This window comes from Pseudomonas sp. H3_C08, from assembly GCF_054669455.1.
On record NZ_CP162803.1, the window covers coordinates 5,015,263 to 5,041,102 of the forward strand.

Below are 25,840 nucleotides of genomic sequence, written 5' to 3' on the forward strand. Positions count from 1 at the left end.
GACTTCTAGGCGGTCATGGGAAGAAAAACCGGCGCCGACTGACGACGTGAACCGCCAACAGCGCCGGGAGAGGGATCTTTACAACGGTTACGGCAGCGCGGCGACGATGGAAATTTCCACCAGAATGCTCGGTTTGGCCATTTTCGCTTCGACGGTGGCACGGGCCGGGGCGGCGCCTTTGGGCAGCCACTGGTCCCACACCGAGTTCATCCCGGCAAAGTGTGCTTCGATGTCGTTCAGGTAGATGGTCGCCGACAGCAGATGCTGTTTGTCGGTGCCAGCCAGATCGAGCAAGCGCTCGATATTAGCCAGTACCTCGCGGGTCTGCTGCTCAATCCCGGCGTCGAAGTCGTCGCCGACCTGCCCGGCCAGATACACGGTGCCGTTGTGGCTGACGATCTGACTCATGCGCTCATTGGTGAGCTGGCGCTGGATTGACATGTTTTGCGGACTCCTGGGTCTTGTTGCCGTAACGGGAAATATCGAGGCCTTCGGCGCTGATCTGTGGTTTTTTCTTCGCCATCAGGTCGGCCAGCAAACGACCGGAGCCGCACGCCATGGTCCAACCGAGCGTGCCGTGACCGGTGTTGAGGAACAGGTTCTTGAACGGCGTGGCGCCAACGATCGGCGTGCCGTCCGGGGTGGTCGGACGCAGGCCGGTCCAGAAGCTCGCCTCGGCCAGATTACCGCCCTGAGGATAAAGGTCGTTGACGATCATCTCCAGGGTTTCGCGGCGGCGCGGGTTCAGCGACAGGTCAAAACCGGCGATCTCGGCCATGCCGCCAACGCGGATGCGGTTGTCGAAACGGGTGATCGCGACCTTGTAGGTCTCGTCGAGAATAGTCGACGTCGGGGCCATTGCCGGGTTGGTGATCGGCACGGTCAGCGAGTAACCCTTGAGCGGATACACCGGCGCCTTGATGCCCAGCGGCTTGAGCAGTTGCGGCGAGTAGCTGCCGAGCGCCAGTACGTAGCGGTCAGCGGTTTCCAGCTTGCCGTCGATCCACACACCGTTGATGCGATCACCGGCGTAGTCGAGTTTCTGGATGTCCTGACCGAAACGGAATTCGACACCCAGCTTCACCGCCATTTCGGCGAGACGTGTGGTGAACATCTGGCAGTCGCCGGTCTGGTCATTCGGCAGGCGCAGGGCGCCGGCGAGGATGTCAGTGACACCCGCCAGGGCCGGCTCTACGCGGGCAATGCCGGCGCGGTCGAGGACTTCAAACGGCACGCCGGATTCTTTCAGCACAGCGATGTCTTTGGCGGCGCCATCAAGCTGTGCCTGAGTGCGGAACAATTGAGTCGTGCCGAGGCTGCGGCCTTCGTAGGCAATACCGGTTTCCGCGCGCAATTCGTCGAGGCAGTCGCGGCTGTACTCGGACAGACGCACCATGCGCTCCTTGTTCACCGCGTAACGGCTGGCGGTGCAGTTGCGCAGCATCTGCGCCATCCACAGGTACTGGTCGATGTCGGCGGTGGCTTTTATCGCGAGAGGGGCGTGGCGCTGCAACAGCCACTTGATCGCCTTCAGCGGCACGCCCGGCGCGGCCCACGGCGAGGCGTAGCCCGGCGATACCTGGCCGGCGTTGGCGAAACTGGTCTCCATGGCCGCGGCTGGCTGCCGGTCGACCACCACCACTTCAAACCCGGCACGGGCCAGATAGTAAGCACTGGCGGTACCGATGACGCCGCTACCCAAGACCATTACGCGCATTTTTGTATCCCTCATCGCGGCAGGGCCGCGTACGTCTGTTGTTAGAGCAATGATGGGCGCAGTGTAAAAAAGAAATGCCAGTGCTTTTCACTATATAAGCGCCTATATTTGGCGACAATTCTCGGCAAAAACCCTTTTCACGGAGGCGCATCCCCTATGCGTACCAACACTCAGACCAAACGTGAGCTGGACAAGATCGACCGCAACATCTTGCGGATCCTGCAGGCGGACGGGCGGATTTCCTTCACCGAACTTGGGGAAAAGGTCGGCCTCTCCACCACGCCCTGCACCGAACGGGTACGGCGTCTGGAGCGTGAAGGGATCATCATGGGTTACAACGCCCGGCTGAATCCGCAGCATTTGAAGGGTAGCTTGCTGGTGTTCGTCGAGATCAGCCTCGACTACAAATCCGGCGACACTTTCGAGGAGTTCCGACGCGCGGTGCTGAAATTGCCGCATGTACTGGAATGTCATCTGGTGTCAGGGGATTTCGACTATCTAGTGAAAGCGCGGATTTCCGAGATGGCCTCGTACCGCAAGCTGCTCGGCGACATTCTGCTGAAGCTGCCGCATGTGCGTGAGTCGAAGAGCTATATCGTGATGGAAGAGGTGAAGGAGAGCTTGAGCTTACCTATTCCGGATTGAAGATCGCTGGCGCTCCATTCGCGAGCAGGCTCGCTCCCACAGGGAAATGCATTCCAAATGTGCGAGCGAGCCTGCTCGCGATGGCGTCGACTCGGTTCCGAGTGAACGCGTTAAACCAACACCTGCCGATTCGCCGCCATGTACTCGAATATCTGCTTCTCCACTCTCGGATGAATCAACTCCACCGGGCGCCGCTCATTCGGGCAAGGCAAGGTCTTGGTCGTGCCGAACAAACGGCAAATCAACGGCCGTTCCTCATACACCGTGCAGCCATTCGGCCCCAGATGCACACAGTTCAGTTCTTCCATCGCCGCATCCTGCTCGGCGCGGGTCTTGCGCGGCAGGCGCGCCATTTCTTCGGGCGAGGTGGTTACCGGACCGCAGCAATCGTGACAGCCGGGCACGCACTCGAACGAGGGTATCTGCTGGCGCAAGGTGCGGATTTTCTGGCTGTTGCAGCTCATTGCAGCGCTGACCGAGAAGGAATTTGCGGCAATTGTGCCGCAAAAGCCGCGATCCAGACACCGCAGGCCGACCAATGTTGCCCACGTTCGGGCGTGCGGCTTATGCTCCGTCAAATTTTCTCGACACTTAGCCGTTGGATGACGCCCATGACTGCCCGCGCCTTTACCTCCGCGAGCCAACCCCACGTTGCCTCTTACTACGCCGCCAGCAGCCTGCCGCAGCCCGATCACCCGGTGTTGCAAGGTGACGTACTGGCCGACGTCTGTGTGGTCGGCGGCGGCTTTTCCGGGTTGAACACGGCGCTAGAACTGGCCGAACGCGGCCTCAGCGTGGTGTTGCTGGAAGCGCACAAGATCGGTTGGGGCGCCAGCGGTCGCAACGGCGGGCAGCTGATTCGCGGGGTCGGTCATGGTCTCGATCAGTTCACCAACGTCATCGGTGCCGACGGCGTGCGCGAGATGAAACTGATGGGCCTGGAAGCAGTGGAAATCGTTCGCCAGCGCGTCGAGCGTTTTCAGATTGCCTGCGACCTGACCTGGGGCTATTGCGACCTCGCCAACAAACCGTCCGACCTCGAAGGCTTTGCCGAAGACGCCGAAGAACTGCGTGGCCTTGGCTATCGCTACGAAACCCGCTTGCTGCAAGCCCACGACATGCACACGGTGGTCGGTTCCAAACGCTATGTCGGCGGCTTGATCGACATGGGCTCCGGGCATCTGCATCCGCTGAACCTGGCCTTGGGCGAAGCAGCAGCAGCGCAGCAACTGGGCGTGAAGCTGTTCGAACATTCGGCAGTAACCCGTATCGACTACGGCCCTGAAGTGAAGGTGCATACAGCGCAAGGCTCAGTGCGCGCGAAGACGTTGGTGCTGGGCTGCAATGCCTATCTCAACGATCTGAACCCGCAACTCAGCGGCAAAGTCCTGCCCGCCGGCAGCTACATCATCGCCACCGAGCCGTTAAGCGAAGCGCAGGCGCACAACCTGCTGCCGCAAAACATGGCGGTCTGCGATCAGCGTGTGGCGCTGGATTACTACCGGCTCTCGGCGGATCGCCGCCTGCTGTTCGGCGGTGCCTGCCATTACTCGGGACGCGACCCGAAAGACATCGCGGCGTATATGCAGCCGAAGATGCTGGAAGTATTCCCGCAACTGGCTGGCGTGAAGATCGATTATCAGTGGGGCGGTATGATCGGCATCGGCGCGAACCGGTTGCCGCAGATTGGCCGGCTCAATGATCAACCGAATGTGTATTACGCACAGGCGTACTCCGGGCACGGGGTGAATGCCACGCACCTGGCGGGCAAGTTGCTCGCCGAAGCAATCAGCGGGCAGCACAGCGGTGGCTTTGATCTGTTCGCCAAGGTGCCGCACATCACCTTCCCGGGCGGCAAACATTTGCGTTCGCCGCTGTTGGCGTTGGGGATGTTGTGGCATCGGATGAAAGAGTTGGTCTGATGGTTTTGCAGCGATCCTGAGGCCGCTTTCGCGAGCAGGCTCACTCCTACAGTTGAAATGCGTTCCCCTGTAGGAGTGAGCCTGCTCGCGATGAGGCCCAAAACGACCATACAGATCTCAGATCCGCCAGAAAGGCTTCAACCCCTCCTCCTGCGCTTGCTCACGCGTCAGCCCGATGTCCTTGAGCTGATCCGCCGTCAGTGCCAGCAACGCCTTGCGCGTGTGCAGACGATGCCACAACAGACTCCAGCGACTCAGGCCGGACGGCGCATTGCGCATGATCTCATTGCGCGCACTGTCCTTCTGCCCTGCCGCCAGTTCCTGACCGTGTAACGTCAACCGCACATCGCTCAAGCCGTTCATTTTCAATGCTCCTGTTTACTTGGGTAGCCAGAGATTCCATGATGCGCGGGCGAGCAAAACCATTACAGATTCAAAGACACTGTATTAACTCCATACAGATTTGCCGCTTTGTCGACTGAATTGTCGATTTTTGCGAGATCTGTACTGGTTTATCGAATCACCGCACCGAGGCAGCGCCATGACCCTTTATGTAAACCTCGCCGAATTGCTCGGCACGCGCATCGAAAACGGCTTCTATCGCCCAGGGGACCGGCTGCCATCGGTGCGCGCCTTGAGCGTCGAACACGGGGTCAGTCTGAGCACGGTGCAACAGGCCTATCGCGTGCTCGAAGACAGCGGCCTGGCCACGCCGAAACCCAAGTCCGGCTACTTTGTGCCGGTCGGCCGCGAACTGCCGGAGCTGCCCGCCGTCGGCCGTCCGGCGCAGCGCCCGGTGGAGATTTCGCAGTGGGATCAAGTGCTGGAGTTGATTCGCGCGGTGCCGCGCAAGGATGTCGTGCAACTGGGTCGTGGCATGCCGGACATCAGCTCGCCGACGATGAAGCCTTTGCTGCGTGGGCTGGCGCGGATCAGCCGCCGTCAGGACATGCCCGGTCTGTATTACGACAACATCCACGGCACTCTCGAACTGCGCGAACAGATCGCTCGACTGATGCTCGACTCCGGCTGCCAGTTGAGCGCCAGCGATCTGGTGATCACCACCGGTTGCCACGAAGCGCTGTCTACCAGCATCCACGCGATCTGCGAACCGGGCGACATTGTCGCGGTGGACTCGCCAAGCTTTCATGGCGCCATGCAGACCCTCAAAGGCCTGGGCATGAAAGCCCTGGAAATTCCCACCGACCCGCTCACCGGGATCAGCCTCGAAGCGCTGGAACTGGCACTGGAACAATGGCCGATCAAGGTCATCCAGCTCACGCCCAACTGCAATAACCCGCTCGGCTACATCATGCCGGAGTCGCGCAAACGCGCCCTCCTCAACCTCGCGCAGCGCTTCGACGTAGCGATCATCGAGGACGATGTGTATGGCGAACTGTCCTACACCTACCCGCGCCCTCGCACGATCAAATCCTTCGACGAAGACGGCCGTGTGCTGTTGTGCAGTTCGTTTTCCAAGACCCTGGCGCCGGGGCTGCGCATTGGCTGGGTCGCGCCGGGTCGATACCTTGAACGGGTGTTGCACATGAAATACATCAGCACCGGCTCGACCGCGCCGCAGCCGCAGATCGCTATTGCCGAATTTCTCAAGGCTGGTCATTTCGAACCGCATTTGCGGCGCATGCGCACGCAATACCAACGCAGCCGCGACCTGATGATCGATTGGGTGACCCGCTATTTCCCGGCAGGTACCCGCGCCAGCCGGCCGCAAGGCAGCTTCATGTTGTGGGTCGAATTGCCGGAAGGTTTCGACACCTTGAAACTGAATCGTGAGTTGCACGACCAAGGCGTACAGATTGCCGTCGGCAGTATCTTTTCCGCCTCAGGCAAGTACCGCAATTGCCTGCGGATGAACTACGCTGCCAAACCGACAGCGCAGATCGAAGAGGCGGTGCGCAAGGTCGGCGAGACCGCTGTCAGATTGCTGGCGGAAGCCGACTGACCTTTTTCCAGAGAACCGCGTCCATATGCCGACCCTTGCCGCCATTCGGAATGATCCTACGTGAGCTTCAGACAGCCCCTACTCGCTTTGCTGTTACTCGCCTCGTTCCTGAGCGGCTGTGCCAGTCTCGATGTCCCGCGCGAGCCAAGTCAGGCGTTACCGGCAGCTGATTCCAGCTTCGGCCGTTCGATTCAGGCGCAAGCGGCGCCCTATCAGGGCCGCTCGGGTTTTCGCCTGCTGTCCAACAGCAGCGAGGCGTTCACCGCCCGCGCCGAGCTGATTCGCAACGCCCAGACCAGTCTCGATCTGCAGTACTACATCGTCCATGACGGCATCAGCACGCGAATGCTGGTGGAGGAACTGCTCAAGGCTGCCGATCGCGGCGTGCGCGTGCGCATTCTGCTCGACGACACCACCAGCGACGGTCTGGACCAGATCATCGCCACGCTGGCGGCGCATCCGCAGATCCAGATCCGCCTGTTCAACCCGCTGCATCTGGGCCGCAGCACCGGCGTCACCCGCGCGGCGGGCCGCTTGTTCAACCTGTCGCTGCAACACCGGCGCATGCACAACAAGCTGTGGCTGGCGGATAACAGCGTGGCCATCGTTGGCGGGCGTAACCTGGGTGACGAGTATTTCGACGCCGAGCCAAACCTGAATTTCACCGACATCGACATGCTCAGTGTCGGGCCGGTGGCCGAGCAGCTCGGGCACAGTTTCGACCAGTACTGGAACAGCGCCCTGAGCAAACCGATCGACGAATTTCTCTCCAGCCGACCTACCGCCAAGGACCTGCAGAACACCCGCACACGTCTGGAAGAATCGCTGGAGGAAACCCGCAAACAGAATCACGCGCTGTACCAGCAGTTGATGACATTCAAGACTGCGCCGCGCATGGATATCTGGCGCAAAGAGCTGATCTGGGCATGGAATCAGGCGCTGTGGGACGCGCCGAGCAAGGTGCTGGCCAAGGCTGAACCGGATCCGCAATTGCTGCTGACCACGCAGTTGGGCCCGGAGTTGAAAAACGTCAGCAAAGAACTGGTGATGATCTCGGCCTATTTCGTTCCGGGCCAGCCGGGACTGGTCTACCTGACCGGTCGTGCCGATGCCGGCGTCTCGGTAAGCCTTCTGACCAACTCGCTGGAAGCCACCGATGTGCCAGCGGTGCACGGCGGCTATGCGCCGTATCGCAAAGCGTTGCTGGAGCATGGCGTGAAACTGTATGAACTGCGCCGTCAGCCTGGGGATAACTACGGCAGTGGCCCGCATGTGTTTTACAGCAAATCGTTTCGCGGCTCTGATTCAAGCTTGCACAGCAAAGCGATGATCTTTGATCGGCAGAAGTCGTTTATCGGCTCGTTCAACTTCGACCCGCGCTCGGTGTTGTGGAACACCGAGGTCGGGGTCTTGGTCGACAGTCCGGAGTTGGCCGAGCATGTGCGTGAGCTGGCCTTGCAGGGGATGGCGCCGGCGCTGAGTTACCAAGCGAAATTGCAGGATGGCCAGATCATTTGGGTGACCGAAGACAACGGCCAGCTGCACACGCTGACCAAGGAACCGGGGAGCTGGTGGCGGCGCTTCAACGCATGGTTCAGCACCACTGTCGGCCTTGAGCGGATGCTTTAAAAAGCAAAGATCGCAGCCTGCGGCAGCTCCTACAGTTGAAATGCATTCCCCCTGCAAGAGCTGCCGCAGACTGCGATCTTTTGACCTTAAGCCGTTTGCACCGTACCGAATGCACCTTGCCGCATCAGCAGAATCACCAGTCCAAACGCCCCAACCGCCATCAGCAGCGGCAACGCATGTCCGCTGATCCACTGACTGCCCGCCCCCGCCATCAGAGGCCCGATCAGACAGCCAACCCCCCACAGCTGCGCAATATGTGCATTGGCCCGCACCAGTGCATCGTCACGATAACGCTCGCCAATCAGGATCAGTGACAGGGTAAACAGCCCGCCGGCGCTGGCACCGAACAGCACCCACAGCGGCCAGATCAACAGCGTGTCGATCAACATTGGAATCGCCAGGCTCGACAGCATCAGGATCACTGCGCACCCAGTGAACAGGGTGCGCCGCGACAGATAATCGGCCAGCGCACCAATCGGCAGTTGCAGCAGCGCATCGCCCACCACCACCGTGCTGACCATCGCCAGCGCGATCTCGGCAGTGAAGCCCTGTTGCAGGCAATACACCGGCAGTAACGTCAGGATCATCGCCTCGAATGCGGCGAACAACGACACCGCCCAGGCAATCGCCGGCAACTCACGGGCGAAGCCCCACAATTCCTTGAACGTTACGCTGCTGGCTCCACTGCTCGGCGCACCGCTGCGGCCCAGCAAAAGCAATGGCGACAGCAACAGCAAAGCGACACCGACCCAGAAACCGTAATCATGCTCGGTACCCAGCGCGCCCAACAGCAACGGACCCGACAGTTGGCTCAACGCATAGCTGCTGCCATACAGCGCCACCAGTCGCCCGCGCCAGTTCTCGACCACCAGTTGATTGATCCAGCTCTCGCCGAGGATGAACACGATGGTCAGGATCACCCCGATCATCAGCCGTAGCACCAGCCAGATCGGGTAGCTCGGCAGCAACGCCAACAGACCGATCGACAGCGCCCCGGCCCACAGGCACAGGCGCATCAGGTTCGCCGTGCCGAAACGTGCCGCCAGATGACTGGAAATCTTCGCGCCCAACAACACGCCAATCGCCGGCATCGCCGCCATCACGCCGATGGCAAAGGAGCCGTAGCCCCAACCTTCGAGGCGCAACGACACCAACGGCATGCTGACCCCCAGGGCCAGGCCGACACTCAAGACAGACGCCAACACGGCGAAATACGTCGCCCACCGCATGTTCCACGCTCCTGTGGATTATTTTTATGTGCACCACAAAACCAATGTGGGAGCGAGCTTGCTCGCGAATACGGTTTCACATTCAGCAGATCTGCTGACTGATACACCGCTTTCGCGAGCAGGCTCGCTCCCACAGGGATCTGCCTCATCTGGAGGATCTGCTCTTGCGAACAGACCCTCCTAACGGCTTACAGCTTGATCCACGTCGCTTTCAGCTCGGTGTACTTGTCGAACGCGTGCAACGATTTGTCGCGACCGTTACCCGACTGCTTGAAGCCGCCGAACGGTGCGGTCATATCACCACCATCGTACTGGTTAACCCAGACACTGCCTGCGCGCAGTGCCTTGGCGGTCAGATGCGCCTTGGAGATGTCCTGGGTCCATACCGCAGCGGCCAGGCCATACGGCGTGTCGTTGGCGATCTGGATCGCTTCTTCAGCCGTATCGAAAGCGATGACCGACAGCACCGGGCCGAAGATCTCTTCCTGAGCGATCTTCATCGCGTTGCTCACGCCATCGAAGATCGTTGGCTCAACATAAGTGCCGCCGGTTTCCTGAAGAATGCGCTTGCCGCCGGCGACCAGTTTGGCGCCATCGGTGTGACCGGATTCGATGTACGACAGCACAGTATTCATCTGCTGAGTGTCGACCAATGCACCGACGTTGGTGGCCGGATCCAGCGGGTTGCCCGGCTTCCAGGCTTTCAGTGCCTCGATCACCATCGGCAGGAATGTGTCCTTGATCGAACGCTCGACCAGCAGACGCGAACCGGCGGTGCAGACTTCGCCCTGGTTGAAGGCGATGGCGCTGGCAGCGGATTCGGCAGCGGCTTGCAGATCCGGCGCATCGGCAAAGACGATGTTCGGGCTCTTGCCGCCGGCTTCCAGCCAGACGCGTTTCATGTTCGATTCGCCGGAGTAGATCATCAGTTGTTTGGCGATCTTGGTCGAACCGGTGAACACCAGTGTGTCGACATCGTTGTGCAGGGCCAGCGCCTTGCCGACGGTGTGACCGTAACCCGGCAGCACGTTGAGCACGCCTTTCGGAATACCGGCCTCAACAGCCAGTGCAGCGATGCGGATGGCGGTCAGCGGGGATTTTTCCGAAGGCTTGAGGATCACCGAGTTACCGGTCGACAGCGCCGGGCCGAGTTTCCAGCAGGCCATCATCAGCGGGAAGTTCCACGGCACGATGGCACCGACGACACCCACTGGCTCGCGGGTCACCAGGCCCAGTTGGTCGTGCGGTGTGGCCGCCACTTCGTCGTAGATCTTGTCGATCGCCTCACCACTCCAGCTCAGCGCCTGCGCCGCGCCCGGAACGTCGATGTACAGCGAATCGCTGATCGGCTTGCCCATGTCGAGGGTTTCGAGCAGGGCCAGTTCTTCAGCGTGCTGCTTCAGCAGGCCGGCAAAACGAATCATGGTGGCTTTGCGTTTGGTCGGTGCCAGACGCGACCAGACGCCGGAGTTGAAGGTGGCGCGGGCGTTTTCCACGGCGCGCTGGGCGTCGGCGGCGTCACAGCTGGCGATCTTGCCAAGCAGACGGCCATCGACCGGGCTGATGCACTCGAAGGTCTCGCCGGAGACGGCGTCGGTGTATTCGCCATTGAGGTAGGCGCGGCCCTCGATTTTCAGATCGCGGGCGCGTTGTTCCCAGTCGGTACGAGTCAGGGTGGTCATTTAAGTGTCCTCCTCTTGTTCAATACGAGCGCCGCGCGATCGTCGCCAGCGTCCTCAAAAATTCTGCCCGGCCAGCCTGCATTTCGGCCCAAGGCACCCGCCACCCTAAACCAGCGGCCGGGGTTGTTTCAATATATTTGACATAAGGTGGTCATACGGCCTTGCGGTGTTGATTTTAATCAACATAGACTTTGGCCCTTTCCAGCCAATCGCGCCGTATTTACGGGGGATAACAACAATGAACATCCAGAACGTCGTCGACATCAGCCTGACCAGCAGCGAAGCCGAACGCTATCGCCCGGACCCGGCGAAAGTACTGAAGGGTGATCCTGAGCAAGCGGTGTTTCATCAATACGACAGCCCGTGTGGGCAGATGGGCGTTGGCGTATGGGAAGGTGCGGTGGGTCAGTGGACGGTGAATTACACCGAGCATGAATACTGCGAGATTTTACAGGGCGTGTCGGTGCTGCGTGACGGCGAGGGCAATGCCAAGACGTTGCGCGTTGGCGACCGGTTTGTGATTCCGGCAGGGTTTCGGGGCACTTGGGAAGTGCTCGAAGCTTGCCGCAAGATCTATGTGATCTTTGAACAGAAGGCTTGAGGATTTTCGCTGGCTGATCCGGCCCTATCGCGAGCAGGCTCACTCCTACAATTGACCGCATTCCATGGTGGGAGCGAGCTTGCTCGCGAAGGCGTCAGGACAGGCGACACAAAAATCGAGACCACAAAAAAGGCCCGTATCGTGAGATACGGGCCTTTTTTCGTAAGTCGGGAAAAATCAATTACTTGATTTTGCCTTCCTTGTAGATCACGTGCTTGCGAACAACCGGATCAAATTTCTTGATCTCGATTTTGTCCGGGGTAGTACGCTTGTTTTTGTCGGTAGTGTAGAAGTGACCAGTACCGGCGCTCGAGATCAAACGAATCAATTCACGCATGATTAGCTCCCTTAAATCTTGCCATCGCGGCGAAGTTCGGCGAGCACGACAGTGATGCCACGCTTGTCGATGATACGCATGCCTTTGGCAGATACGCGCAGACGCACAAAACGTTTCTCTTCTTCAACCCAGAAGCGGTGATGCTGCAGGTTCGGCAGGAAACGACGACGGGTTTTGTTGTTTGCGTGGGAAATGTTATTCCCAGTCACCGGACCCTTACCGGTAACTTGACATACTCTCGACATGCCTCAGCCCTCTAAAACCACATGCCCAACCCGGCATGGGTTGGCCGCTTAATCTCTCAGTCATTTGGCGCCAGGCGCCGCGTTTCTTTAGAGGTCTTACCGGCTACACCTACAGTGAAGGAACCGGGCCCCTAGAAAAGAGCGCTGCTTTATACCAGAAAGACTTCGGAGCAACAACATTCGGTGTGCAAACAATCCACAAAAAGGCGCTTTTTCAGCCTGCGAACGGCTTGGATAAAGGCTGGCATCGATTTTTACCACTCGTCGCAGAAAATCGTCCCTACGGGCGATTCAGACTTTTTACCGCGCACCGCGGTCTGAAAAACCGCCATCACTGTGCCCCGAAAATGCAAAAAGGGGATAGTCATTTGTAATCCAGACCTCTAGGGTAGGCCTTTTCCAGACTGCACTTGCAGATGGGCCTTCGATCTGTAAAAGGAAACCGACCATGCGCCTCGCTGCCCTACCCCTGTTGCTCGCCCCGCTCCTGCTGAGCCCCCTGGCCCAGGCCGCCGCGCTGAGCGTCTGCACCGAGGCCAGCCCTGAGGGTTTCGACGTGGTGCAGTACAACTCGCTGACCACCACCAACGCCTCGGCCGACGTGCTGATGAACCGTCTGGTTGAATTCGACACCGCCAGCGGCAAAGTCGTGCCGAGCCTGGCCGACAGCTGGGAAGTCAGCACCGATGGCCTGACGTATGTCTTCAAGCTACACCCGCAGGTGAAGTTTCATACGACTGACTACTTCAGGCCGAGCCGTGAGCTGACTGCAGAAGACGTCAAATTCAGCTTCGACCGCATGCTCGACCCGGCCAACCCGTGGCACAAAGTCGCCCAGAGCGGCTTCCCGCATGCGCAATCGATGCAGTTGCCAGCGTTAATCAAGAAGATCGACGCGCTCGATCCGCTGACCGTGCGCTTCACTCTTGATCACCCGGACTCGACCTTCCTGGCGACCCTGAGCATGGGCTTCGCCTCGATCTACTCCGCCGAATACGCCGACAAATTGATGAAGGCCAACGCCACGGACAAGCTCAACAGCCAGCCGATAGGTACCGGCCCGTTTGTGTTCAATCGCTTCCAGAAAGACGCGGCGATTCGCTACAAGGCCAACCCGGATTACTTCGGCGGCAAGCCTTCGGTAGACCCGTTGATCTTCGCCATCACCCCGGACGCCAACGTGCGCCTGCAAAAGCTACGGCGCAACGAATGCCAGATCGCCCTGTCGCCAAAACCGTTGGACGTACAGGCCGCGCTGAAAGAGCCGACACTGAAAGTAGAAAAGACTGACGCGTTCATGACCGCTTTCGTTGGCATCAACAGCCAGCATCCCCCGCTGGACAAGCCAGAGGTGCGTCAGGCCATCAACCTCGCCTTCGACAAGGCCAACTACATCAAGGCGGTGTTCGAAGACACCGCCGAAGCGGCCAATGGCCCTTACCCACCGAACACCTGGAGTTATGCGAAGAACCTGCCGGGTTACCCGCATGACGTGGCCAAAGCCAAGGCGCTGATGGTCAAGGCCGGTTTGAAAGACGGCTTCCAGACCACCATCTGGACGCGTCCTTCGGGCAGCCTGCTCAACCCGAACCCAAGCCTCGGTGCACAGTTGTTGCAATCGGATCTGGCGGAAATCGGTATTCAGGCGGAAATCCGCGTGATCGAGTGGGGCGAACTGATTCGCCGCGCCAAGGCGGGCGAGCATGACCTGCTGTTCATGGGCTGGGCCGGCGACAACGGCGACCCGGACAATTTCCTGACACCGCAGTTTTCCTGCGCCGCGGTCAAATCGGGCACCAACTTCGCACGCTACTGCAACGCCGATCTGGACAAGCTGATCAGCGCCGGCAAGACCACCAGCGAACAAGGCGTACGCACCAAGCTCTATGAGCAGGCGCAGACGCAGATTCAGCAGCAGGCGTTGTGGCTGCCGCTGGCGCATCCGACCGCGTATGCGCTGACACGTAAGGACGTGCAGGGTTACTCGGTAAGCCCGTTTGGCCGCCAGGACTACTCCAAGGTCAACCTCAAATAACCTGCCCAGCACATCACCTGTAGGAGTGAGCCTGCTCGCGATGGCGTCATTTCAGTCAACCCATTCGGTGACTGGAAAATTGCTATCGCGAGCAGGCTCACTCCTACAGGGGTTTAGCGTTTGTCCCTGAGAGTTACATCCAGCCACACTCCGCCATCGACAACGGCTCACCATCACCAACGATGAAGTGATCGAGTACCCGCACGTCAATCAACTCCAGTGCCTTTTGCAGGCGTTTGGTCAGCAGCCGATCTGCCTGACTGGGGTCAGTGTTCCCCGATGGATGGTTGTGACACAGGATCAACGCAGCGGCGTTATTGGCCAAACATCGCTTCACAACCTCGCGTGGATGCACGCTGGTGTTGTCGATTGAGCCGCGAAACAGTATCTCGAAATTCAGTACTTGATGTTTGGAGTCGAGAAACAGGCAACCAAACACCTCATGCGGTTCGTGACGAAGCATCGATTTCAGATAATCGCGAACGACCTGAGGGTTTTCCAAGGCTGGTTTCTGCCGTGATTTCTCAGCCAGATGCCGCCTGTTCATTTCCTGAGCAGCTTGCAGTTGCGCAAACTTCGCCGGCCCGAGCCCCAATTGTTTGCTGAATTCGTCCTGATCGGCCTCAAGCAGCAAACGCAGGCTGCCGAATTGAGTCAACAGATTGCGCGCCAGATCCACAGCACTTAGTCCGGGCAATCCGGTGCGCAGAAAAATCGCCAGCAACTCAGCGTCTGAAAGGCTCGCTGCCCCGTGTTCCAACAACCTTTCCCGCGGACGTTCCGCCGCAGGCCAATCGCGAATACTCATAGCACTTCCCTGTCTGTGGGCGCCGCTGTTCCGTAGCGGTCGCTGTGATATCGTAGCCCATCTTTTTTGCGGGCGAATTCACCCTGGGGAGGGGGTTTCGCCACGTATGTCACCCACGAAATGAAAGGCAGACCTATGCAGCGGCTGTATCGGAAACGCATCGTGCTCGGCGTCGGCGGCGGCATCGCGGCCTACAAGAGCGCCGATCTGGTTCGTCGCCTGATCGATCAGGGTGCCGAAGTACGCGTGGTCATGACCCATGGCGGCGCCGAGTTCATCACCCCGCTGACCATGCAAGCGCTGTCCGGCCACCCGGTCCACCTCGACTTGCTCGACCCGGCTGCCGAAGCCGCGATGGGCCACATCGAGCTGGCGAAATGGGCCGACCTGGTACTGATCGCCCCGGCCACTGCCGACCTGATCGCCCGCCTGGCCCAAGGCATCGCCAACGATTTGCTGACCACCCTGGTGCTGGCCACCGACGCCGTTGTGGCAGTCGCGCCGGCAATGAATCAGGCGATGTGGCGTGATCCGGCGACCCAGGCCAACCTGCAACTCCTGGAAAGTCGTGGCCTGAAGACCTTCGGCCCGGCCTCGGGTAGCCAGGCCTGCGGCGACGTCGGCATGGGCCGAATGATGGAGGCCACCGACCTCGCACAATGTGCGGCGGACTGCTTCCAGCGCCAGGCGCTGACCGGCAAACACGTCGTCATCACCGCCGGCCCGACTCAGGAAAACATCGACCCGGTTCGCTACATCACCAACCACAGCTCCGGCAAAATGGGCTTCGCACTCGCTGAAGCCGCAGTTGAGGCCGGCGCCCGCGTCACGCTGATCAGCGGCCCGGTGCACCTGCCGACGCCGGATCGCGTCACGCGCATCGACGTGGTCAGCGCCCGCGATATGCTCGCGGCCTGTGAGTCGGCGATCCCGTGTGACGTGTTCATCGCCTCGGCGGCCGTTGCGGACTACCGCCCGGAAGTCGTCGCCCCGCAAAAACTCAAGAAAGATCCTACGAGCGGTGACGGCTTCGTCCTGCAAATGGTGCGTAACCCGGACATCCTCGCCACCATCGCGACGCGTCCCGACCGTCCGTTCAGTGTCGGTTTCGCCGCCGAGACCGAACACCTGCTCGACTACGCTGCACGCAAGCTGAAAGACAAGAATCTCGATTTGATCGTCGCCAACGACGTCGCCAACCCGAGCATCGGTTTCAACAGCGAAGAAAACGCCTGCAGCGTGATTGACCGTGCGCTGCACGCCACGGTTTTCGCCCAGACCAGCAAGAGCAAGATCGCTCGCCAACTGGTCACCTTTATCGCCGAACGTCTGAACCAGGTTTAATTTACATGCACGCTTTGCAAGCCAAGATCCTCGACCCACGCATCGGTACCGATTTCCCGCTGCCGCAATACGCCACCCCGGGTTCCGCCGGCCTCGACCTGCGCGCCATGCTGGATCAGGACATCGTGATCAAGCCGGGTGAAACCGTGCTGATCCCCACCGGTCTGTCGGTTTACATCGGCGACCCGAACCTCGCCGCGCTGATCCTGCCGCGCTCGGGCATGGGCCATAAGCACGGCATCGTGCTGGGCAACCTCGTGGGTCTGATTGACTCGGATTATCAGGGCCCACTGATGGTGTCTTGCTGGAACCGTGGACAGACCGACTTCACCATGACCGTCGGCGAACGTCTGGCGCAACTGGTGCTGGTGCCAGTGGTGCAGGCGCACTTCGAAATGGTTGAAGAGTTCGTCGAAACCGAACGCGGCACCGGCGGATTTGGCCACACCGGCACCAAGTAACCAGCACTGATACGTCTCTGTAGGAGCAGCCTTCGGCAGCTCCTACAGGGAAAATTTGTGCATTTTCAGCGGCAGGTTTTCACACCGTAAATCAAGGTTTTGCCGGCCGAAAGCCACGCCCGCCGAGGCGTCATGGCCCTTTCATACCACGAACTCTCCGTGGAAAACGCCGTCATACCCTTCAGTTTGAGCCTGCCGTCGAACGATTCGTCGGTCTGTCCCGCCACTTTCGAGATGGAGCATTTCCGTAGATGAGCACCCCAGCCAAGATCGCCCCGAAGCTGCCCGACAGCATTTTCCGCGCCTATGACATTCGCGGCACCGTGCCGGAATTCCTCAATGCCGAAACCGCTTACTGGATCGGCCGCGCCATCGGTTCGCAGAGCCTGGCCCAAGGTGAACCGAACGTTTCCGTCGGTCGCGACGGCCGCCTGTCCGGCCCGGAGCTGGTTGCAGAACTGATTCGCGGCATCGCCGAAAGCGGCTGCCACGTCAGCGATGTCGGCCTGGTGCCAACGCCCGCGCTGTACTACGCCGCCAACGTCCTGGCCGGCAAATCCGGGGTGATGCTCACCGGCAGCCACAACCCGTCGAACTACAACGGTTTCAAGATCGTCATCGCCGGCGACACCCTCGCCAACGAACAGATCCAGGCCCTGCACGAGCGCCTCAAGAGCAACAACTTGAGCAGCGGCACCGGCAGTGTCACTCAGGTCGAGATCCTCGACCGCTACAACACCGAAATCGTCCAGGACATCAAACTGGCACGGCGCATGAAGGTCGTGGTCGACTGCGGCAACGGCGCGGCCGGTGTGATCGCCCCACAACTGATCGAAGCGCTGAATTGCGAAGTCATCCCGCTGTTCTGCGAGGTCGATGGCAACTTCCCCAACCACCACCCGGATCCTGGCAAGCCTGAGAACCTCGTCGACCTGATCGCCAAGGTCAAGGAAACCAACGCCGATATCGGCCTGGCTTTCGACGGCGACGGCGATCGCGTCGGCGTGGTGACCAACACCGGCAGCATCGTTTATCCCGACCGCCTGCTGATGCTGTTCGCCCGTGACGTGGTCGCGCGCAACCCGGACGCGGAAATCATCTTCGACGTCAAATGCACCCGTCGCCTGGTGCCGCTGATCAAGGAATACGGTGGTCGTCCGCTAATGTGGAAGACCGGTCATTCGTTGATCAAAAAGAAAATGAAACAATCCGGTGCGCTATTGGCCGGGGAAATGAGCGGGCACATCTTCTTCAAGGAGCGCTGGTTCGGTTTTGACGACGGCATCTACAGCGCCGCACGGCTGCTGGAGATCCTCAGCAAGGAAAAATCCACCGCGGAAGAGCTGTTTGCGACGTTCCCGAACGATATTTCTACGCCGGAAATCAATATCCATGTGACCGAAGAGAGCAAATTCAGCATCATTGATGCACTGCACGACGCACAGTGGGGCGCAGGCGCTGACCTGACCACCATCGACGGCGTGCGAGTCGATTACGCCAAAGGCTGGGGCCTGGTGCGCGCGTCCAACACCACACCGGTGCTGGTGCTGCGCTTCGAGGCCGATGACGAGGCTGAATTGCAACGCATCAAGGATGTGTTCCACGCCCAACTGAAACGCGTTGCACCTGATCTCCAACTACCGTTCTGATCCACCCGGAGCCCTGAATGACCCTCGAACGCGAAGCCGCCGCCCATACCGCCCAGGTCCTGTCCGAAGCGTTGCCTTACATCCGACGTTATGTCGGCAAGACCCTGGTGATCAAATACGGCGGCAACGCGATGGAAAGCGAGGAGCTGAAAACCGGCTTTGCGCGCGACATCGTCTTGATGAAAGCCGTGGGCATCAACCCGGTCGTGGTTCACGGTGGCGGCCCGCAGATCGGCGATCTGCTCAAGCGTCTGTCGATCGAAAGCCACTTCGTCGATGGCATGCGCGTCACCGACGCCGCGACCATGGACGTGGTCGAAATGGTCCTTGGCGGCCAGGTCAACAAAAGCATCGTCAACCTGATCAACCGTCACGGCGGCAGCGCCATCGGCCTGACCGGTAAAGACGCCGGGCTGATTCGTGCGAAGAAGCTCACCGTCACCCGTCAGACGCCGGAGATGACTCAACCGGAAATCATCGACATCGGTCAGGTCGGCGAAGTGGTCGGGATCAATACCGAACTGCTGAACCTGCTGGTCAAAGGCAACTTCATCCCGGTGATCGCGCCGATCGGCGTGGGTGAGAACGGCGAGTCGTACAACATCAACGCGGATCTGGTGGCCGGTAAAGTCGCCGAGGCACTGAAAGCCGAGAAGCTGATGTTGCTGACCAATATTGCCGGCCTGATGGACAAGTCGGGCACCGTGTTGACCGGCCTGAGCACGCAGCAGGTCGACGACCTGATCGCCGACGGCACTATCTACGGCGGTATGCTGCCGAAGATTCGTTGCGCACTGGAAGCGGTTCAGGGCGGCGTGGGCAGCTCGCTGATCATCGACGGTCGCGTGCCGAACGCGATCCTGCTGGAAATCTTCACCGACACCGGTGTGGGCACGCTGATCAGCAATCGCAAGCGCCCATAAGCGCTGACGTAAACCAAAAGACCCCGCTCAGCCTGGCTGAGCGGGGTCTTTTTTTGCACCACATTCCCTGTGAGAGCGAGCCTGCTCGCGAAAGCGGTCTCTGCATCACATCAATGTTAAATGTGAAGGCCTCTTCGCGAGCAGGCTCGCTCCCACAGTGCTCTGCGGTTAAACGCCGAACTGGGCGCGATAGGCTTCCACGGCGGGCAGGTGTTGCTTGAGCTGCGGATCATCGGCAAGGAATTCCAGCACCTGATTCAGCGAAACAATGCTGATCACCGGGATACCGAAATCACGCTCGACTTCTTGAATGGCCGACAATTCACCGTTGCCACGTTCCTGACGGTTCAGCGCAATCAGCACGCCCGCAGCCTTGGCACCGTCCTGGGAAGCGATGATCTGCATCACTTCGCGGATTGCTGTACCGGCCGTAATTACGTCATCAATGATCAGCACATCGCCAGTCAGTGGCGCGCCGACCAGACTACCGCCCTCGCCGTGGGCCTTGGCTTCCTTGCGGTTGAAGCACCACGGCAGATCACGGTCGTGGTGCTCGGCCAGTGCCACAGCGGTGGTTGCCGCCAACGGGATGCCTTTGTAGGCCGGGCCGAACAGAACGTCGAAGGGAATGCCGCTCTCAGCGATGGCTGCCGCGTAGAAACGCCCCAGCTGCGCCAGGGCCGAACCCGAGTTGAACAGGCCGGCATTGAAGAAGTAAGGACTGGTGCGCCCGGACTTCAGGGTGAACTCACCGAAGCGCAAAACGCCGCGATCGATGGCAAAACGAATGAAATCGCGCTGATACGCTTGCATGAAAAAAACCCCAAATACCACGGATTTAGCTAATTAGCTTGACGCCGTGTATCATACACGCACGCGATTTTTGGGGCCATTTATGCGGATCATCAGTGTGAACGTCAATGGTATTCAGGCTGCAGTCGAGCGTGGTTTGCTCAGTTGGCTGCAAGCACAGAATGCCGACGTCATCTGCCTGCAGGACACCCGTGCCTCCGCCTTTGAACTGGATGACCCAGCCTTCCAACTGGATGGCTACTTCCTTTATGCCTGCGATGCTGAAGTCCCTGCCCAAGGCGGCGTGGCTTTGTATTCGCGGTTGCAACCGAAGGCTGTCATCAGCGGTCTCGGTTTCGAGACGGCCGACCGCTACGGGCGCTACCTGCAAGCAGATTTCGACAAAGTCAGTATTGCCACCTTGCTGCTTCCTTCGGGGATGAACGGCGATGAGGACTTGAACCAGAAGTTCAAGCTCATGGACGACTTCGGCAAGTACCTGGACAAACAGCGGCGCAAACGTCGCGAGTACATTTATTGTGGCTCGCTGTACGTGGCGCAGCAGAAGCTCGACATCAAGAACTGGCGCGACAGCCAGCAATCCCCGGGCTTCCTGGCGCCAGAACGCGCCTGGATGGACGAGATTGTCGGCAACATGGGCTATGTCGATGCCCTGCGCGAAGTCAGCCGCGAAGGCGACCAGTACAGCTGGTGGCCGGACAACGAACAGGCCGAGATGCTCAATCTGGGCTGGCGTTTCGATTACCAGATCCTGACCCCGGGCCTGCGGCGCTTCGTGCGCAGTGCTCGCCTGCCGCGTCAGCCACGGTTCTCGCAGCACGCACCGCTGATCGTCGACTACGACTGGACGCTGACCATCTAAGCGTAGTTTCGCAGTTAAAAATGCCCGTATCGCAAGATACGGGCATTTTTTGTGCCTCACAGTGCAGCAGATTCGAACTCAGACTGCCGCGAAGAACGGTAAGGCCAGATACAGCTTGATCACGATGACATTGATAATGTCGATGAAGAACGCTCCAACCATCGGCACCACCAGAAACGCGATCTGCGAGGGGCCGTAGCGCTGCGTCACGGCCTGCATGTTGGCAATGGCAGTCGGCGTGGCACCCAGGCCAAAACCGCAGTGCCCTGCCGCCAGCACGGCCGCGTCGTAGTTGCGCCCCATCATCCGGAATGTCACGAAAATCGCGAACAACGCCATGACCAGCGCCTGCACTGCCAGGATGATGAAGATGGGCAGCGCCAATGCTGCCAGATCCCACAGTTTGAGCGACATCAGGGCAATCGCCAGAAACAGCGACAAGCTGACATTGCCCAGCACCGACACCTCACGCTCGAACACCTGATACAGACCCAACGCCGAAAGCCCGTTACGCAAGACCACGCCAACAAACAGAACACAAACGAACGTCGGCAACTCGAATGCGGTGCCCTGCAGCAGGCCGTTCAACAGATTGCCCGCCAGCAAACTGACCGCGATCAGGGCGAGTGTTTCTATAAACGAAAACGGGGTAATCGAGCGTTCTTTGTTTGGTTGCTCGAAGCCTTTCGGCAACCGCAGCGGCGCATCCGGACTCTGACAACCGGGCACCTGCACTCGCTTGATGAGCAAGCGCGCGACTGGTCCGCCGATCAAACCACCCAGCACCAGGCCAAACGTCGCGGAAGCCATCGCCAGCTCCGACGCAGATGCCAGACCGTATTTCTCACTGAATACCGTACCCCACGCAGCCCCAGTGCCGTGACCGCCCGCCAAGGTGATCGATCCGGTCAGCAGTCCCATCAATGGATCGAGCCCGAGCATTGTTGCCAGCCCGATCCCCATCGCATTCTGCACTACCAACAATCCGGTGACTGCCAATAGAAATATCCCGACAACGCGCCCGCCTTTCTTCAAGCTGGCAAAGTCTGCACTTAGACCAATGGTGGCAAAAAAGGCCAGCATCAAAGGTGTCTGCAGCGAAGTATCGAAACGAATTTCAATATTGAGCGTTCGCAGCAGCAACAAGATCAAGGCAACTACCAGGCCACCCGCGACAGGTTCGGGAATGTTGTAACTGCGCATGAAACCAACACGCATAACGAGCCCACGCCCAAGTAGAAGCACTAAGGAAGCGGCGACAAGTGTTCCGTAAAAATCAAGCTGAATCATTGGGATTATTCTTGGCTAGATATTCAGAGGCGAGCTGTTTACCTGCACGCGCCTCATGAACCGGCTTATTGTCTCAACACTGATTACTCGGAAATTCAATAGCCTTCGATGGCTTGAATATATCTTAATATTTCAGGAGAAATATTATCCGAGCAACTTTAACAATCGTCGCCTTTGATTCCAAGGCCATGAATCCTAACTAAGCCGATGCAGTTGTGACTAAAAGTGTATATACAGAAAGAGTATCGACCGATCATCGCGATCAGATCATTCCTACCCATAATAACGATTAATTTTGTTGCATTAATAAAATGCCCTGACAGGTCAGGGCATTTGTTTTAAAACTTTTCGAGCGCCTTATTTGATCAGCCGCCAGGTAAACGGATATCGGTAAGGAAAACCTTCATTGGCCTTCACACCGGCGATGATGGTCAATACCAGCGCACCAATGGCCAGTATCCCCAACAGGAAGAACCCGATGATCAGCACCATCAGCAGGAAACAGATCAACGAGGCGATGGCGACGGTGATCTGAAAATTCAGCGCCTCCTTGCCTTGAGCGTCGATGAACGGGTCCGTTTCGCGCTTCATCTGCCAGAGGATCAACGGCCCGATCAGATTGCCGAACGGGATCCAGATCCCCAGCAAGGCGGACAAGTGACAAAACATCGCCCACTGGCGAACCTCCTGGCTCGGTTTGGGCAGCAATTCTTGTTCGTCACTCATCGCGTCCTCCTTGCGGTTATGAACCTGCTCAGTCGGCCAGTGCAGCCTTTTGCAGTTCGAAGATTTCGTTCATGCCTTGCTTGGCCAGTTCCAGCATGGCGTTCAAGTCTTCAGGCTGGAACGGCGCGCCTTCAGCCGTGCCCTGCACCTCGATGAAGCCACCGGTGCTGGTCATCACCACGTTGAGGTCAGTCTCGGCGGCGGAATCTTCAAGATAGTCCAGATCCAGCACGGCCTCGCCCTGATACATGCCGACCGACACGGCACCGATCATCTGCTTGAGCGGATCGCCACCCTTCAGGCCGCCACGCTTCTTGATTACTTTCAGTGCATCAACCAGTGCAACCATGGCGCCGGTGATCGAAGCCGTGCGAGTACCACCGTCGGCCTGGATCACGTCGCAGTCGACGTACAGGGTCACATCGCCCAGCTTGGACATGTCCAGCGCAGCGCGCAGGGAACGGCCGATCAGGCGCTGGATTTCCAGGGTGCGACCGCCCTGCTTGCCACGGCTCGCTTCACGCTGGTTACGCTCGCCAGTGGCGCGCGGCAGCATGCCGTATTCGGCGGTCAACCAACCCTGGCCCTGGCCTTTGAGGAAGCGCGGTACACCGTTTTCGACGCTGACGGTGCAGATGACTTTGGTATCACCGAATTCGACCAGTACGGATCCCTCGGCGTGTTTGGTGTAGTTGCGGGTAATGCGGATCGAGCGGAGCTGATCGGCAGCGCGACCACTTGGACGTTTCATAGGGAATACCTGTACTGGGGACGGAAAACTGCCGAGCATTATAGAGCGCTGCACCGCGCGTGGGCACTCGTTAAAAATCCAGCCCGACGATCGAAGGCCCTGAAACACCCGTTACCGACGGGATGCAGCCCTTTGTCACACCGTGTGTTTGGGCGCATTCGCCGCACTGCGCTACAATCCTGCGCCTTTGCTGCCAGTCGGCTTAAATTCATACATATCGCGCCTGCGGAACACAGGTTTCGCGCCGATCTGCATTTGCGAGGTCACCGCCATGGTGCACAGCATGACCGCCTTCGCCCGCGTCGAAAAAGCCGGCGCACAGGGCACCCTGAGCTGGGAACTGCGCTCGGTGAACAGCCGCTATCTGGAACCGCACCTGCGCCTGCCGGAGTCGTTTCGCGACCTCGAAGGCGCGGTGCGTGAAGCGCTGCGTCAGGGCCTGTCGCGGGGCAAACTGGAATGCACCCTGCGTTTCACCGAAGAAAGCACCGGCAAAACCCTGCAAGTCGATCGCGAGCGCGCCGCGCAGCTGGTCGCAGCGGCTGAGACCGTGGCTGGCCTGATCAAGAACCCTGCCGCACTCAACCCGCTGGAAGTGCTGGCCTGGCCCGGCGTACTGGTGGGCGATGCGAGCGACCCGCAGGCGCTGAATGCCGACGCACTGGCGCTGTTCAATCAAGGCCTGAAAGAGTTGAAGGCCGGCCGCGAGCGCGAAGGCGCGGAACTGGCACGCCTGATCAACGAGCGTCTGACCTCCATTGAAGAAGACGTGGTGACCCTGCGTGAACTGGTGCCGCAGATGCTCGCGACCCAGCGTCAGAAAGTCCTCGATCGCTTCGCTGACATGAAGGCCGAGCTGGATCCGCAGCGTCTCGAACAGGAAATGGTCATCCTCGCGCAAAAGAGCGACGTGGCCGAAGAACTGGATCGCCTGAGCACCCACATCATCGAAGTTCGCCGGGTGCTCAAGTCCGGCGGTGCCGCTGGTCGGCGCCTGGACTTCCTGATGCAGGAACTCAACCGCGAAGCCAACACACTGGGCTCCAAGGCCTTCGACCCGCGCAGCACCCAAGCCGCCGTCAACCTCAAGGTGTTGATCGAGCAGATGCGCGAACAAGTGCAGAATATTGAGTAAGGCTACCCCGACATGACCCACAGCACCGGCACCCTGTACATCATTTCCGCGCCATCGGGCGCGGGCAAGAGCAGCCTGGTCAAGGCCTTGACCGACGCCATACCGGAAATTCGCGTTTCGGTTTCCCACACCACCCGCGCCATGCGTCCGGGTGAAGTGGACGGCGTGAACTATCACTTCGTGACCCGCGAAGAGTTCGTGAAGATGGGCGAGCATGGCGACTTCCTCGAACGCGCCGAAGTCTTCGGCAACTTCTACGGCACCTCGCAAAGCCGCCTGCAGCAGACGCTGGACGAAGGTCACGACCTGATTCTGGAAATCGACTGGCAAGGCGCCGAGCAAGTACGCAAGCTGATGCCGCAAGCACGCTCGATCTTTATCCTGCCGCCGTCGCTTCAGGCCCTGCACCAACGCCTGACCAATCGCGGTCAGGACAGCGACGAGATCATTGACGGGCGGATGCGCGAAGCGGTCAGCGAGATGAGTCACTATGTCGAATACGACTACCTGATCATCAACGACGATTTTGCTCACGCACTGGACGATCTGAAGGCGATTTTCCGCGCCAATCAACTCCAGCAGAAACGCCAGCAAGTACGTTTCGGCAAATTGCTGGCCGAATTGCTCGGATAATCAGCACTTCCCAAAACAGCTGCAAGCGCTTTACATTGGTGCTTGCAGCGCGTTGAAGGGCTTGGTCAAAAAATCAGCGCTTCCCTAATCGCTGGTGTTTTTTTAAACTGTTGAGTCCGCTCGCCCAACCGGGCAGCGCGCATATTGCATTCGCTCCGAGGAATACCATGGCCCGCGTAACCGTTGAAGACTGCCTAGAACACGTGGAAAACCGCTTTGAGCTGGTCATGCTCTCTACCAAGCGTGCCCGTCAACTGGCCACCGGCGGCAAAGAGCCACTGGTTCAGTGGGAAAACGACAAGCCGACCGTTGTCGCCCTGCGTGAAATCGCTGAAGGCCTGATGAGCTACGAGTTCATCGCCAACGCTGAGATCGTCGAAGACGAACCGCTGTTTGCAGCGTTCGAGGACGAGTCCAACGAGGCCGTCTAAGCCTATGCC

The 25,840-nt window shown here is 59.3% G+C and carries 26 protein-coding genes and 1 pseudogene; 14 read left to right on the top strand and 13 right to left on the bottom strand.

Going from position 1 to position 25,840, the window contains the following annotated elements; translation table 11 throughout:
• Positions 1–87: 87 nt before the first annotated feature.
• Together AB4N74_RS22965 and dadA are read right to left on the bottom strand one after the other, a co-directional pair.
• Positions 88–441: a RidA family protein gene (locus AB4N74_RS22965; protein WP_093429675.1), complete on the bottom strand. Its 354-nt coding sequence runs from the start codon at positions 439–441 to the stop codon at positions 88–90.
• Positions 413–1,717 (bottom strand): D-amino acid dehydrogenase, encoded by a 1,305-nt coding sequence (gene dadA, locus AB4N74_RS22970; protein ID WP_034152046.1) that lies wholly within the window; start codon positions 1,715–1,717, stop codon positions 413–415. The genes AB4N74_RS22965 and dadA overlap by 29 nt, the downstream gene beginning before the upstream one ends.
• 156 nt (positions 1,718–1,873) lie before the next feature.
• Between dadA and AB4N74_RS22975 the strand changes: the two genes are divergently transcribed.
• Entirely contained in the window at positions 1,874–2,362 is a 489-nt protein-coding gene (locus AB4N74_RS22975; RefSeq protein WP_003177284.1) for an Lrp/AsnC ligand binding domain-containing protein, read from the top strand.
• A gap of 110 nt (positions 2,363–2,472) precedes the next feature.
• Here AB4N74_RS22975 and AB4N74_RS22980 read toward each other — a convergent pair whose 3' ends face one another.
• Positions 2,473–2,826, bottom strand: coding sequence for a YkgJ family cysteine cluster protein (locus AB4N74_RS22980; protein ID WP_064389779.1), 354 nt, complete (start codon positions 2,824–2,826; stop codon positions 2,473–2,475).
• 147 nt (positions 2,827–2,973) lie between these two features.
• On the opposite strand from AB4N74_RS22980, the gene AB4N74_RS22985 reads away from it, so the two are divergent.
• On the top strand, positions 2,974–4,284 hold the full coding sequence (locus AB4N74_RS22985) for an NAD(P)/FAD-dependent oxidoreductase (protein ID WP_099757510.1): 1,311 nt from the start codon (positions 2,974–2,976) through the stop codon (positions 4,282–4,284).
• Between the two features lie 117 nt (positions 4,285–4,401).
• Here the strand turns inward: AB4N74_RS22985 and AB4N74_RS22990 are convergent, their stop codons facing one another.
• Entirely contained in the window at positions 4,402–4,647 is a 246-nt protein-coding gene (locus AB4N74_RS22990) for a DUF1127 domain-containing protein (protein WP_095049332.1), read from the bottom strand.
• A 178-nt stretch (positions 4,648–4,825) separates the two neighbouring features.
• On the opposite strand from AB4N74_RS22990, the gene AB4N74_RS22995 reads away from it, so the two are divergent.
• Positions 4,826–6,247: an aminotransferase-like domain-containing protein gene (locus AB4N74_RS22995; RefSeq protein WP_186620155.1), complete on the top strand. Its 1,422-nt coding sequence runs from the start codon at positions 4,826–4,828 to the stop codon at positions 6,245–6,247.
• A 60-nt stretch (positions 6,248–6,307) separates the two neighbouring features.
• Positions 6,308–7,876, top strand: coding sequence for a phospholipase D family protein (locus tag AB4N74_RS23000; RefSeq protein WP_093429670.1), 1,569 nt, complete (start codon positions 6,308–6,310; stop codon positions 7,874–7,876).
• Between the two features lie 86 nt (positions 7,877–7,962).
• Here the strand turns inward: AB4N74_RS23000 and AB4N74_RS23005 are convergent, their stop codons facing one another.
• Together AB4N74_RS23005 and AB4N74_RS23010 are read right to left on the bottom strand one after the other, a co-directional pair.
• Positions 7,963–9,105 carry an MFS transporter gene (locus AB4N74_RS23005; protein WP_093429669.1) on the bottom strand — a complete coding sequence of 381 codons (1,143 nt, stop codon included), beginning with the start codon at positions 9,103–9,105 and terminating at the stop codon, positions 7,963–7,965.
• Between the two features lie 188 nt (positions 9,106–9,293).
• A complete protein-coding gene (locus AB4N74_RS23010; protein WP_257356602.1) occupies positions 9,294–10,787 on the bottom strand; it encodes an aldehyde dehydrogenase in 1,494 nt (497 codons plus the stop codon).
• 238 nt (positions 10,788–11,025) lie between these two features.
• On the opposite strand from AB4N74_RS23010, the gene AB4N74_RS23015 reads away from it, so the two are divergent.
• The gene (locus AB4N74_RS23015; protein WP_093429667.1) at positions 11,026–11,388 is read left to right on the top strand and encodes a cupin domain-containing protein; all 363 of its coding nucleotides are present in this window, start codon (positions 11,026–11,028) and stop codon (positions 11,386–11,388) included.
• Between the two features lie 181 nt (positions 11,389–11,569).
• On the opposite strand, the gene rpmG is transcribed toward AB4N74_RS23015, so the two are convergent.
• Both rpmG and rpmB read right to left on the bottom strand, forming a co-directional pair.
• Positions 11,570–11,725 carry a 50S ribosomal protein L33 gene (rpmG, locus tag AB4N74_RS23020; protein WP_007894709.1) on the bottom strand — a complete coding sequence of 52 codons (156 nt, stop codon included), beginning with the start codon at positions 11,723–11,725 and terminating at the stop codon, positions 11,570–11,572.
• 11 nt (positions 11,726–11,736) lie between these two features.
• Positions 11,737–11,970 (bottom strand): 50S ribosomal protein L28, encoded by a 234-nt coding sequence (gene rpmB, locus AB4N74_RS23025; protein ID WP_007920377.1) that lies wholly within the window; start codon positions 11,968–11,970, stop codon positions 11,737–11,739.
• Positions 11,971–12,418: 448 nt separating this feature from the next.
• On the opposite strand from rpmB, the gene AB4N74_RS23030 reads away from it, so the two are divergent.
• Positions 12,419–14,005 (top strand): ABC transporter substrate-binding protein, encoded by a 1,587-nt coding sequence (locus AB4N74_RS23030; RefSeq protein ID WP_257356603.1) that lies wholly within the window; start codon positions 12,419–12,421, stop codon positions 14,003–14,005.
• A gap of 133 nt (positions 14,006–14,138) precedes the next feature.
• Here AB4N74_RS23030 and radC read toward each other — a convergent pair whose 3' ends face one another.
• Entirely contained in the window at positions 14,139–14,813 is a 675-nt protein-coding gene (gene radC / locus AB4N74_RS23035) for a RadC family protein (protein ID WP_093429665.1), read from the bottom strand.
• 135 nt (positions 14,814–14,948) lie between these two features.
• On the opposite strand from radC, the gene coaBC reads away from it, so the two are divergent.
• The 4 genes and pseudogenes from coaBC to argB all read left to right on the top strand — a co-directional run bounded on the left by coaBC (position 14,949) and on the right by argB (position 19,190).
• Positions 14,949–16,157: a bifunctional phosphopantothenoylcysteine decarboxylase/phosphopantothenate--cysteine ligase CoaBC gene (gene coaBC / locus AB4N74_RS23040; protein ID WP_007920365.1), complete on the top strand. Its 1,209-nt coding sequence runs from the start codon at positions 14,949–14,951 to the stop codon at positions 16,155–16,157.
• Positions 16,158–16,162: 5 nt separating this feature from the next.
• A complete protein-coding gene (dut, locus tag AB4N74_RS23045; RefSeq protein ID WP_038359240.1) occupies positions 16,163–16,618 on the top strand; it encodes a dUTP diphosphatase in 456 nt (151 codons plus the stop codon).
• 272 nt (positions 16,619–16,890) lie between these two features.
• Positions 16,891–18,267 (top strand): annotated as a pseudogene (locus AB4N74_RS23050) (phosphomannomutase/phosphoglucomutase); the annotation flags it as partial.
• Between the two features lie 17 nt (positions 18,268–18,284).
• Complete coding sequence (argB, locus tag AB4N74_RS23055) at positions 18,285–19,190, top strand: acetylglutamate kinase (protein WP_003229488.1); 906 nt, start codon at positions 18,285–18,287, stop codon at positions 19,188–19,190.
• Between the two features lie 168 nt (positions 19,191–19,358).
• Here argB and pyrE read toward each other — a convergent pair whose 3' ends face one another.
• Complete coding sequence (gene pyrE, locus AB4N74_RS23060) at positions 19,359–20,003, bottom strand: orotate phosphoribosyltransferase (RefSeq protein ID WP_008078597.1); 645 nt, start codon at positions 20,001–20,003, stop codon at positions 19,359–19,361.
• 82 nt (positions 20,004–20,085) lie between these two features.
• On the opposite strand from pyrE, the gene AB4N74_RS23065 reads away from it, so the two are divergent.
• Complete coding sequence (locus AB4N74_RS23065; RefSeq protein ID WP_007920349.1) at positions 20,086–20,865, top strand: exodeoxyribonuclease III; 780 nt, start codon at positions 20,086–20,088, stop codon at positions 20,863–20,865.
• A 78-nt stretch (positions 20,866–20,943) separates the two neighbouring features.
• Here AB4N74_RS23065 and gltS read toward each other — a convergent pair whose 3' ends face one another.
• The 3 genes from gltS to rph form a co-directional block, all read right to left on the bottom strand.
• On the bottom strand, positions 20,944–22,155 hold the full coding sequence (gltS, locus tag AB4N74_RS23070) for a sodium/glutamate symporter (protein WP_093429662.1): 1,212 nt from the start codon (positions 22,153–22,155) through the stop codon (positions 20,944–20,946).
• 357 nt (positions 22,156–22,512) lie between these two features.
• Positions 22,513–22,881 (bottom strand): DUF4870 domain-containing protein, encoded by a 369-nt coding sequence (locus AB4N74_RS23075; protein ID WP_007920344.1) that lies wholly within the window; start codon positions 22,879–22,881, stop codon positions 22,513–22,515.
• Between the two features lie 28 nt (positions 22,882–22,909).
• Positions 22,910–23,632 carry a ribonuclease PH gene (gene rph, locus AB4N74_RS23080; protein ID WP_016985814.1) on the bottom strand — a complete coding sequence of 241 codons (723 nt, stop codon included), beginning with the start codon at positions 23,630–23,632 and terminating at the stop codon, positions 22,910–22,912.
• A gap of 271 nt (positions 23,633–23,903) precedes the next feature.
• Between rph and AB4N74_RS23085 the strand changes: the two genes are divergently transcribed.
• The 3 genes from AB4N74_RS23085 to rpoZ all read left to right on the top strand — a co-directional run bounded on the left by AB4N74_RS23085 (position 23,904) and on the right by rpoZ (position 25,831).
• Positions 23,904–24,767, top strand: a complete 864-nt coding sequence (locus AB4N74_RS23085; protein WP_093429970.1) for a YicC/YloC family endoribonuclease — start codon at positions 23,904–23,906, stop codon at positions 24,765–24,767.
• Between the two features lie 12 nt (positions 24,768–24,779).
• Positions 24,780–25,400, top strand: a complete 621-nt coding sequence (gene gmk, locus AB4N74_RS23090; RefSeq protein ID WP_008078609.1) for a guanylate kinase — start codon at positions 24,780–24,782, stop codon at positions 25,398–25,400.
• 167 nt (positions 25,401–25,567) lie between these two features.
• Entirely contained in the window at positions 25,568–25,831 is a 264-nt protein-coding gene (rpoZ, locus tag AB4N74_RS23095) for a DNA-directed RNA polymerase subunit omega (protein WP_003177259.1), read from the top strand.
• Positions 25,832–25,840 lie beyond the last annotated feature (9 nt).

What these genes read in the sequence shown, in the direction of transcription:
- dadA (WP_034152046.1), bottom strand. Translation starts at nt 1,717, where the DNA reads ATGCGCGTAATGGTCTTGGGTAGCGGCGTCATCGGTACCGCCAGTGCT.
- AB4N74_RS23010 (WP_257356602.1), bottom strand. Translation starts at nt 10,787, where the DNA reads ATGACCACCCTGACTCGTACCGACTGGGAACAACGCGCCCGCGATCTG.
- AB4N74_RS22995 (WP_186620155.1), top strand. Translation starts at nt 4,826, where the DNA reads ATGACCCTTTATGTAAACCTCGCCGAATTGCTCGGCACGCGCATCGAA.
- AB4N74_RS22975 (WP_003177284.1), top strand. Translation starts at nt 1,874, where the DNA reads ATGCGTACCAACACTCAGACCAAACGTGAGCTGGACAAGATCGACCGC.
- AB4N74_RS23065 (WP_007920349.1), top strand. Translation starts at nt 20,086, where the DNA reads ATGCGGATCATCAGTGTGAACGTCAATGGTATTCAGGCTGCAGTCGAG.
- AB4N74_RS22965 (WP_093429675.1), bottom strand. Translation starts at nt 441, where the DNA reads ATGTCAATCCAGCGCCAGCTCACCAATGAGCGCATGAGTCAGATCGTC.
- gltS (WP_093429662.1), bottom strand. Translation starts at nt 22,155, where the DNA reads ATGATTCAGCTTGATTTTTACGGAACACTTGTCGCCGCTTCCTTAGTG.
- rph (WP_016985814.1), bottom strand. Translation starts at nt 23,632, where the DNA reads ATGAAACGTCCAAGTGGTCGCGCTGCCGATCAGCTCCGCTCGATCCGC.
- AB4N74_RS23030 (WP_257356603.1), top strand. Translation starts at nt 12,419, where the DNA reads ATGCGCCTCGCTGCCCTACCCCTGTTGCTCGCCCCGCTCCTGCTGAGC.
- AB4N74_RS23015 (WP_093429667.1), top strand. Translation starts at nt 11,026, where the DNA reads ATGAACATCCAGAACGTCGTCGACATCAGCCTGACCAGCAGCGAAGCC.
- AB4N74_RS23085 (WP_093429970.1), top strand. Translation starts at nt 23,904, where the DNA reads ATGGTGCACAGCATGACCGCCTTCGCCCGCGTCGAAAAAGCCGGCGCA.
- pyrE (WP_008078597.1), bottom strand. Translation starts at nt 20,003, where the DNA reads ATGCAAGCGTATCAGCGCGATTTCATTCGTTTTGCCATCGATCGCGGC.
- AB4N74_RS23005 (WP_093429669.1), bottom strand. Translation starts at nt 9,105, where the DNA reads ATGCGGTGGGCGACGTATTTCGCCGTGTTGGCGTCTGTCTTGAGTGTC.
- dut (WP_038359240.1), top strand. Translation starts at nt 16,163, where the DNA reads ATGCACGCTTTGCAAGCCAAGATCCTCGACCCACGCATCGGTACCGAT.
- rpmB (WP_007920377.1), bottom strand. Translation starts at nt 11,970, where the DNA reads ATGTCGAGAGTATGTCAAGTTACCGGTAAGGGTCCGGTGACTGGGAAT.
- rpmG (WP_007894709.1), bottom strand. Translation starts at nt 11,725, where the DNA reads ATGCGTGAATTGATTCGTTTGATCTCGAGCGCCGGTACTGGTCACTTC.
- argB (WP_003229488.1), top strand. Translation starts at nt 18,285, where the DNA reads ATGACCCTCGAACGCGAAGCCGCCGCCCATACCGCCCAGGTCCTGTCC.
- AB4N74_RS22990 (WP_095049332.1), bottom strand. Translation starts at nt 4,647, where the DNA reads ATGAACGGCTTGAGCGATGTGCGGTTGACGTTACACGGTCAGGAACTG.
- AB4N74_RS22980 (WP_064389779.1), bottom strand. Translation starts at nt 2,826, where the DNA reads ATGAGCTGCAACAGCCAGAAAATCCGCACCTTGCGCCAGCAGATACCC.
- rpoZ (WP_003177259.1), top strand. Translation starts at nt 25,568, where the DNA reads ATGGCCCGCGTAACCGTTGAAGACTGCCTAGAACACGTGGAAAACCGC.
- radC (WP_093429665.1), bottom strand. Translation starts at nt 14,813, where the DNA reads ATGAGTATTCGCGATTGGCCTGCGGCGGAACGTCCGCGGGAAAGGTTG.
- AB4N74_RS23075 (WP_007920344.1), bottom strand. Translation starts at nt 22,881, where the DNA reads ATGAGTGACGAACAAGAATTGCTGCCCAAACCGAGCCAGGAGGTTCGC.
- gmk (WP_008078609.1), top strand. Translation starts at nt 24,780, where the DNA reads ATGACCCACAGCACCGGCACCCTGTACATCATTTCCGCGCCATCGGGC.
- AB4N74_RS22985 (WP_099757510.1), top strand. Translation starts at nt 2,974, where the DNA reads ATGACTGCCCGCGCCTTTACCTCCGCGAGCCAACCCCACGTTGCCTCT.
- coaBC (WP_007920365.1), top strand. Translation starts at nt 14,949, where the DNA reads ATGCAGCGGCTGTATCGGAAACGCATCGTGCTCGGCGTCGGCGGCGGC.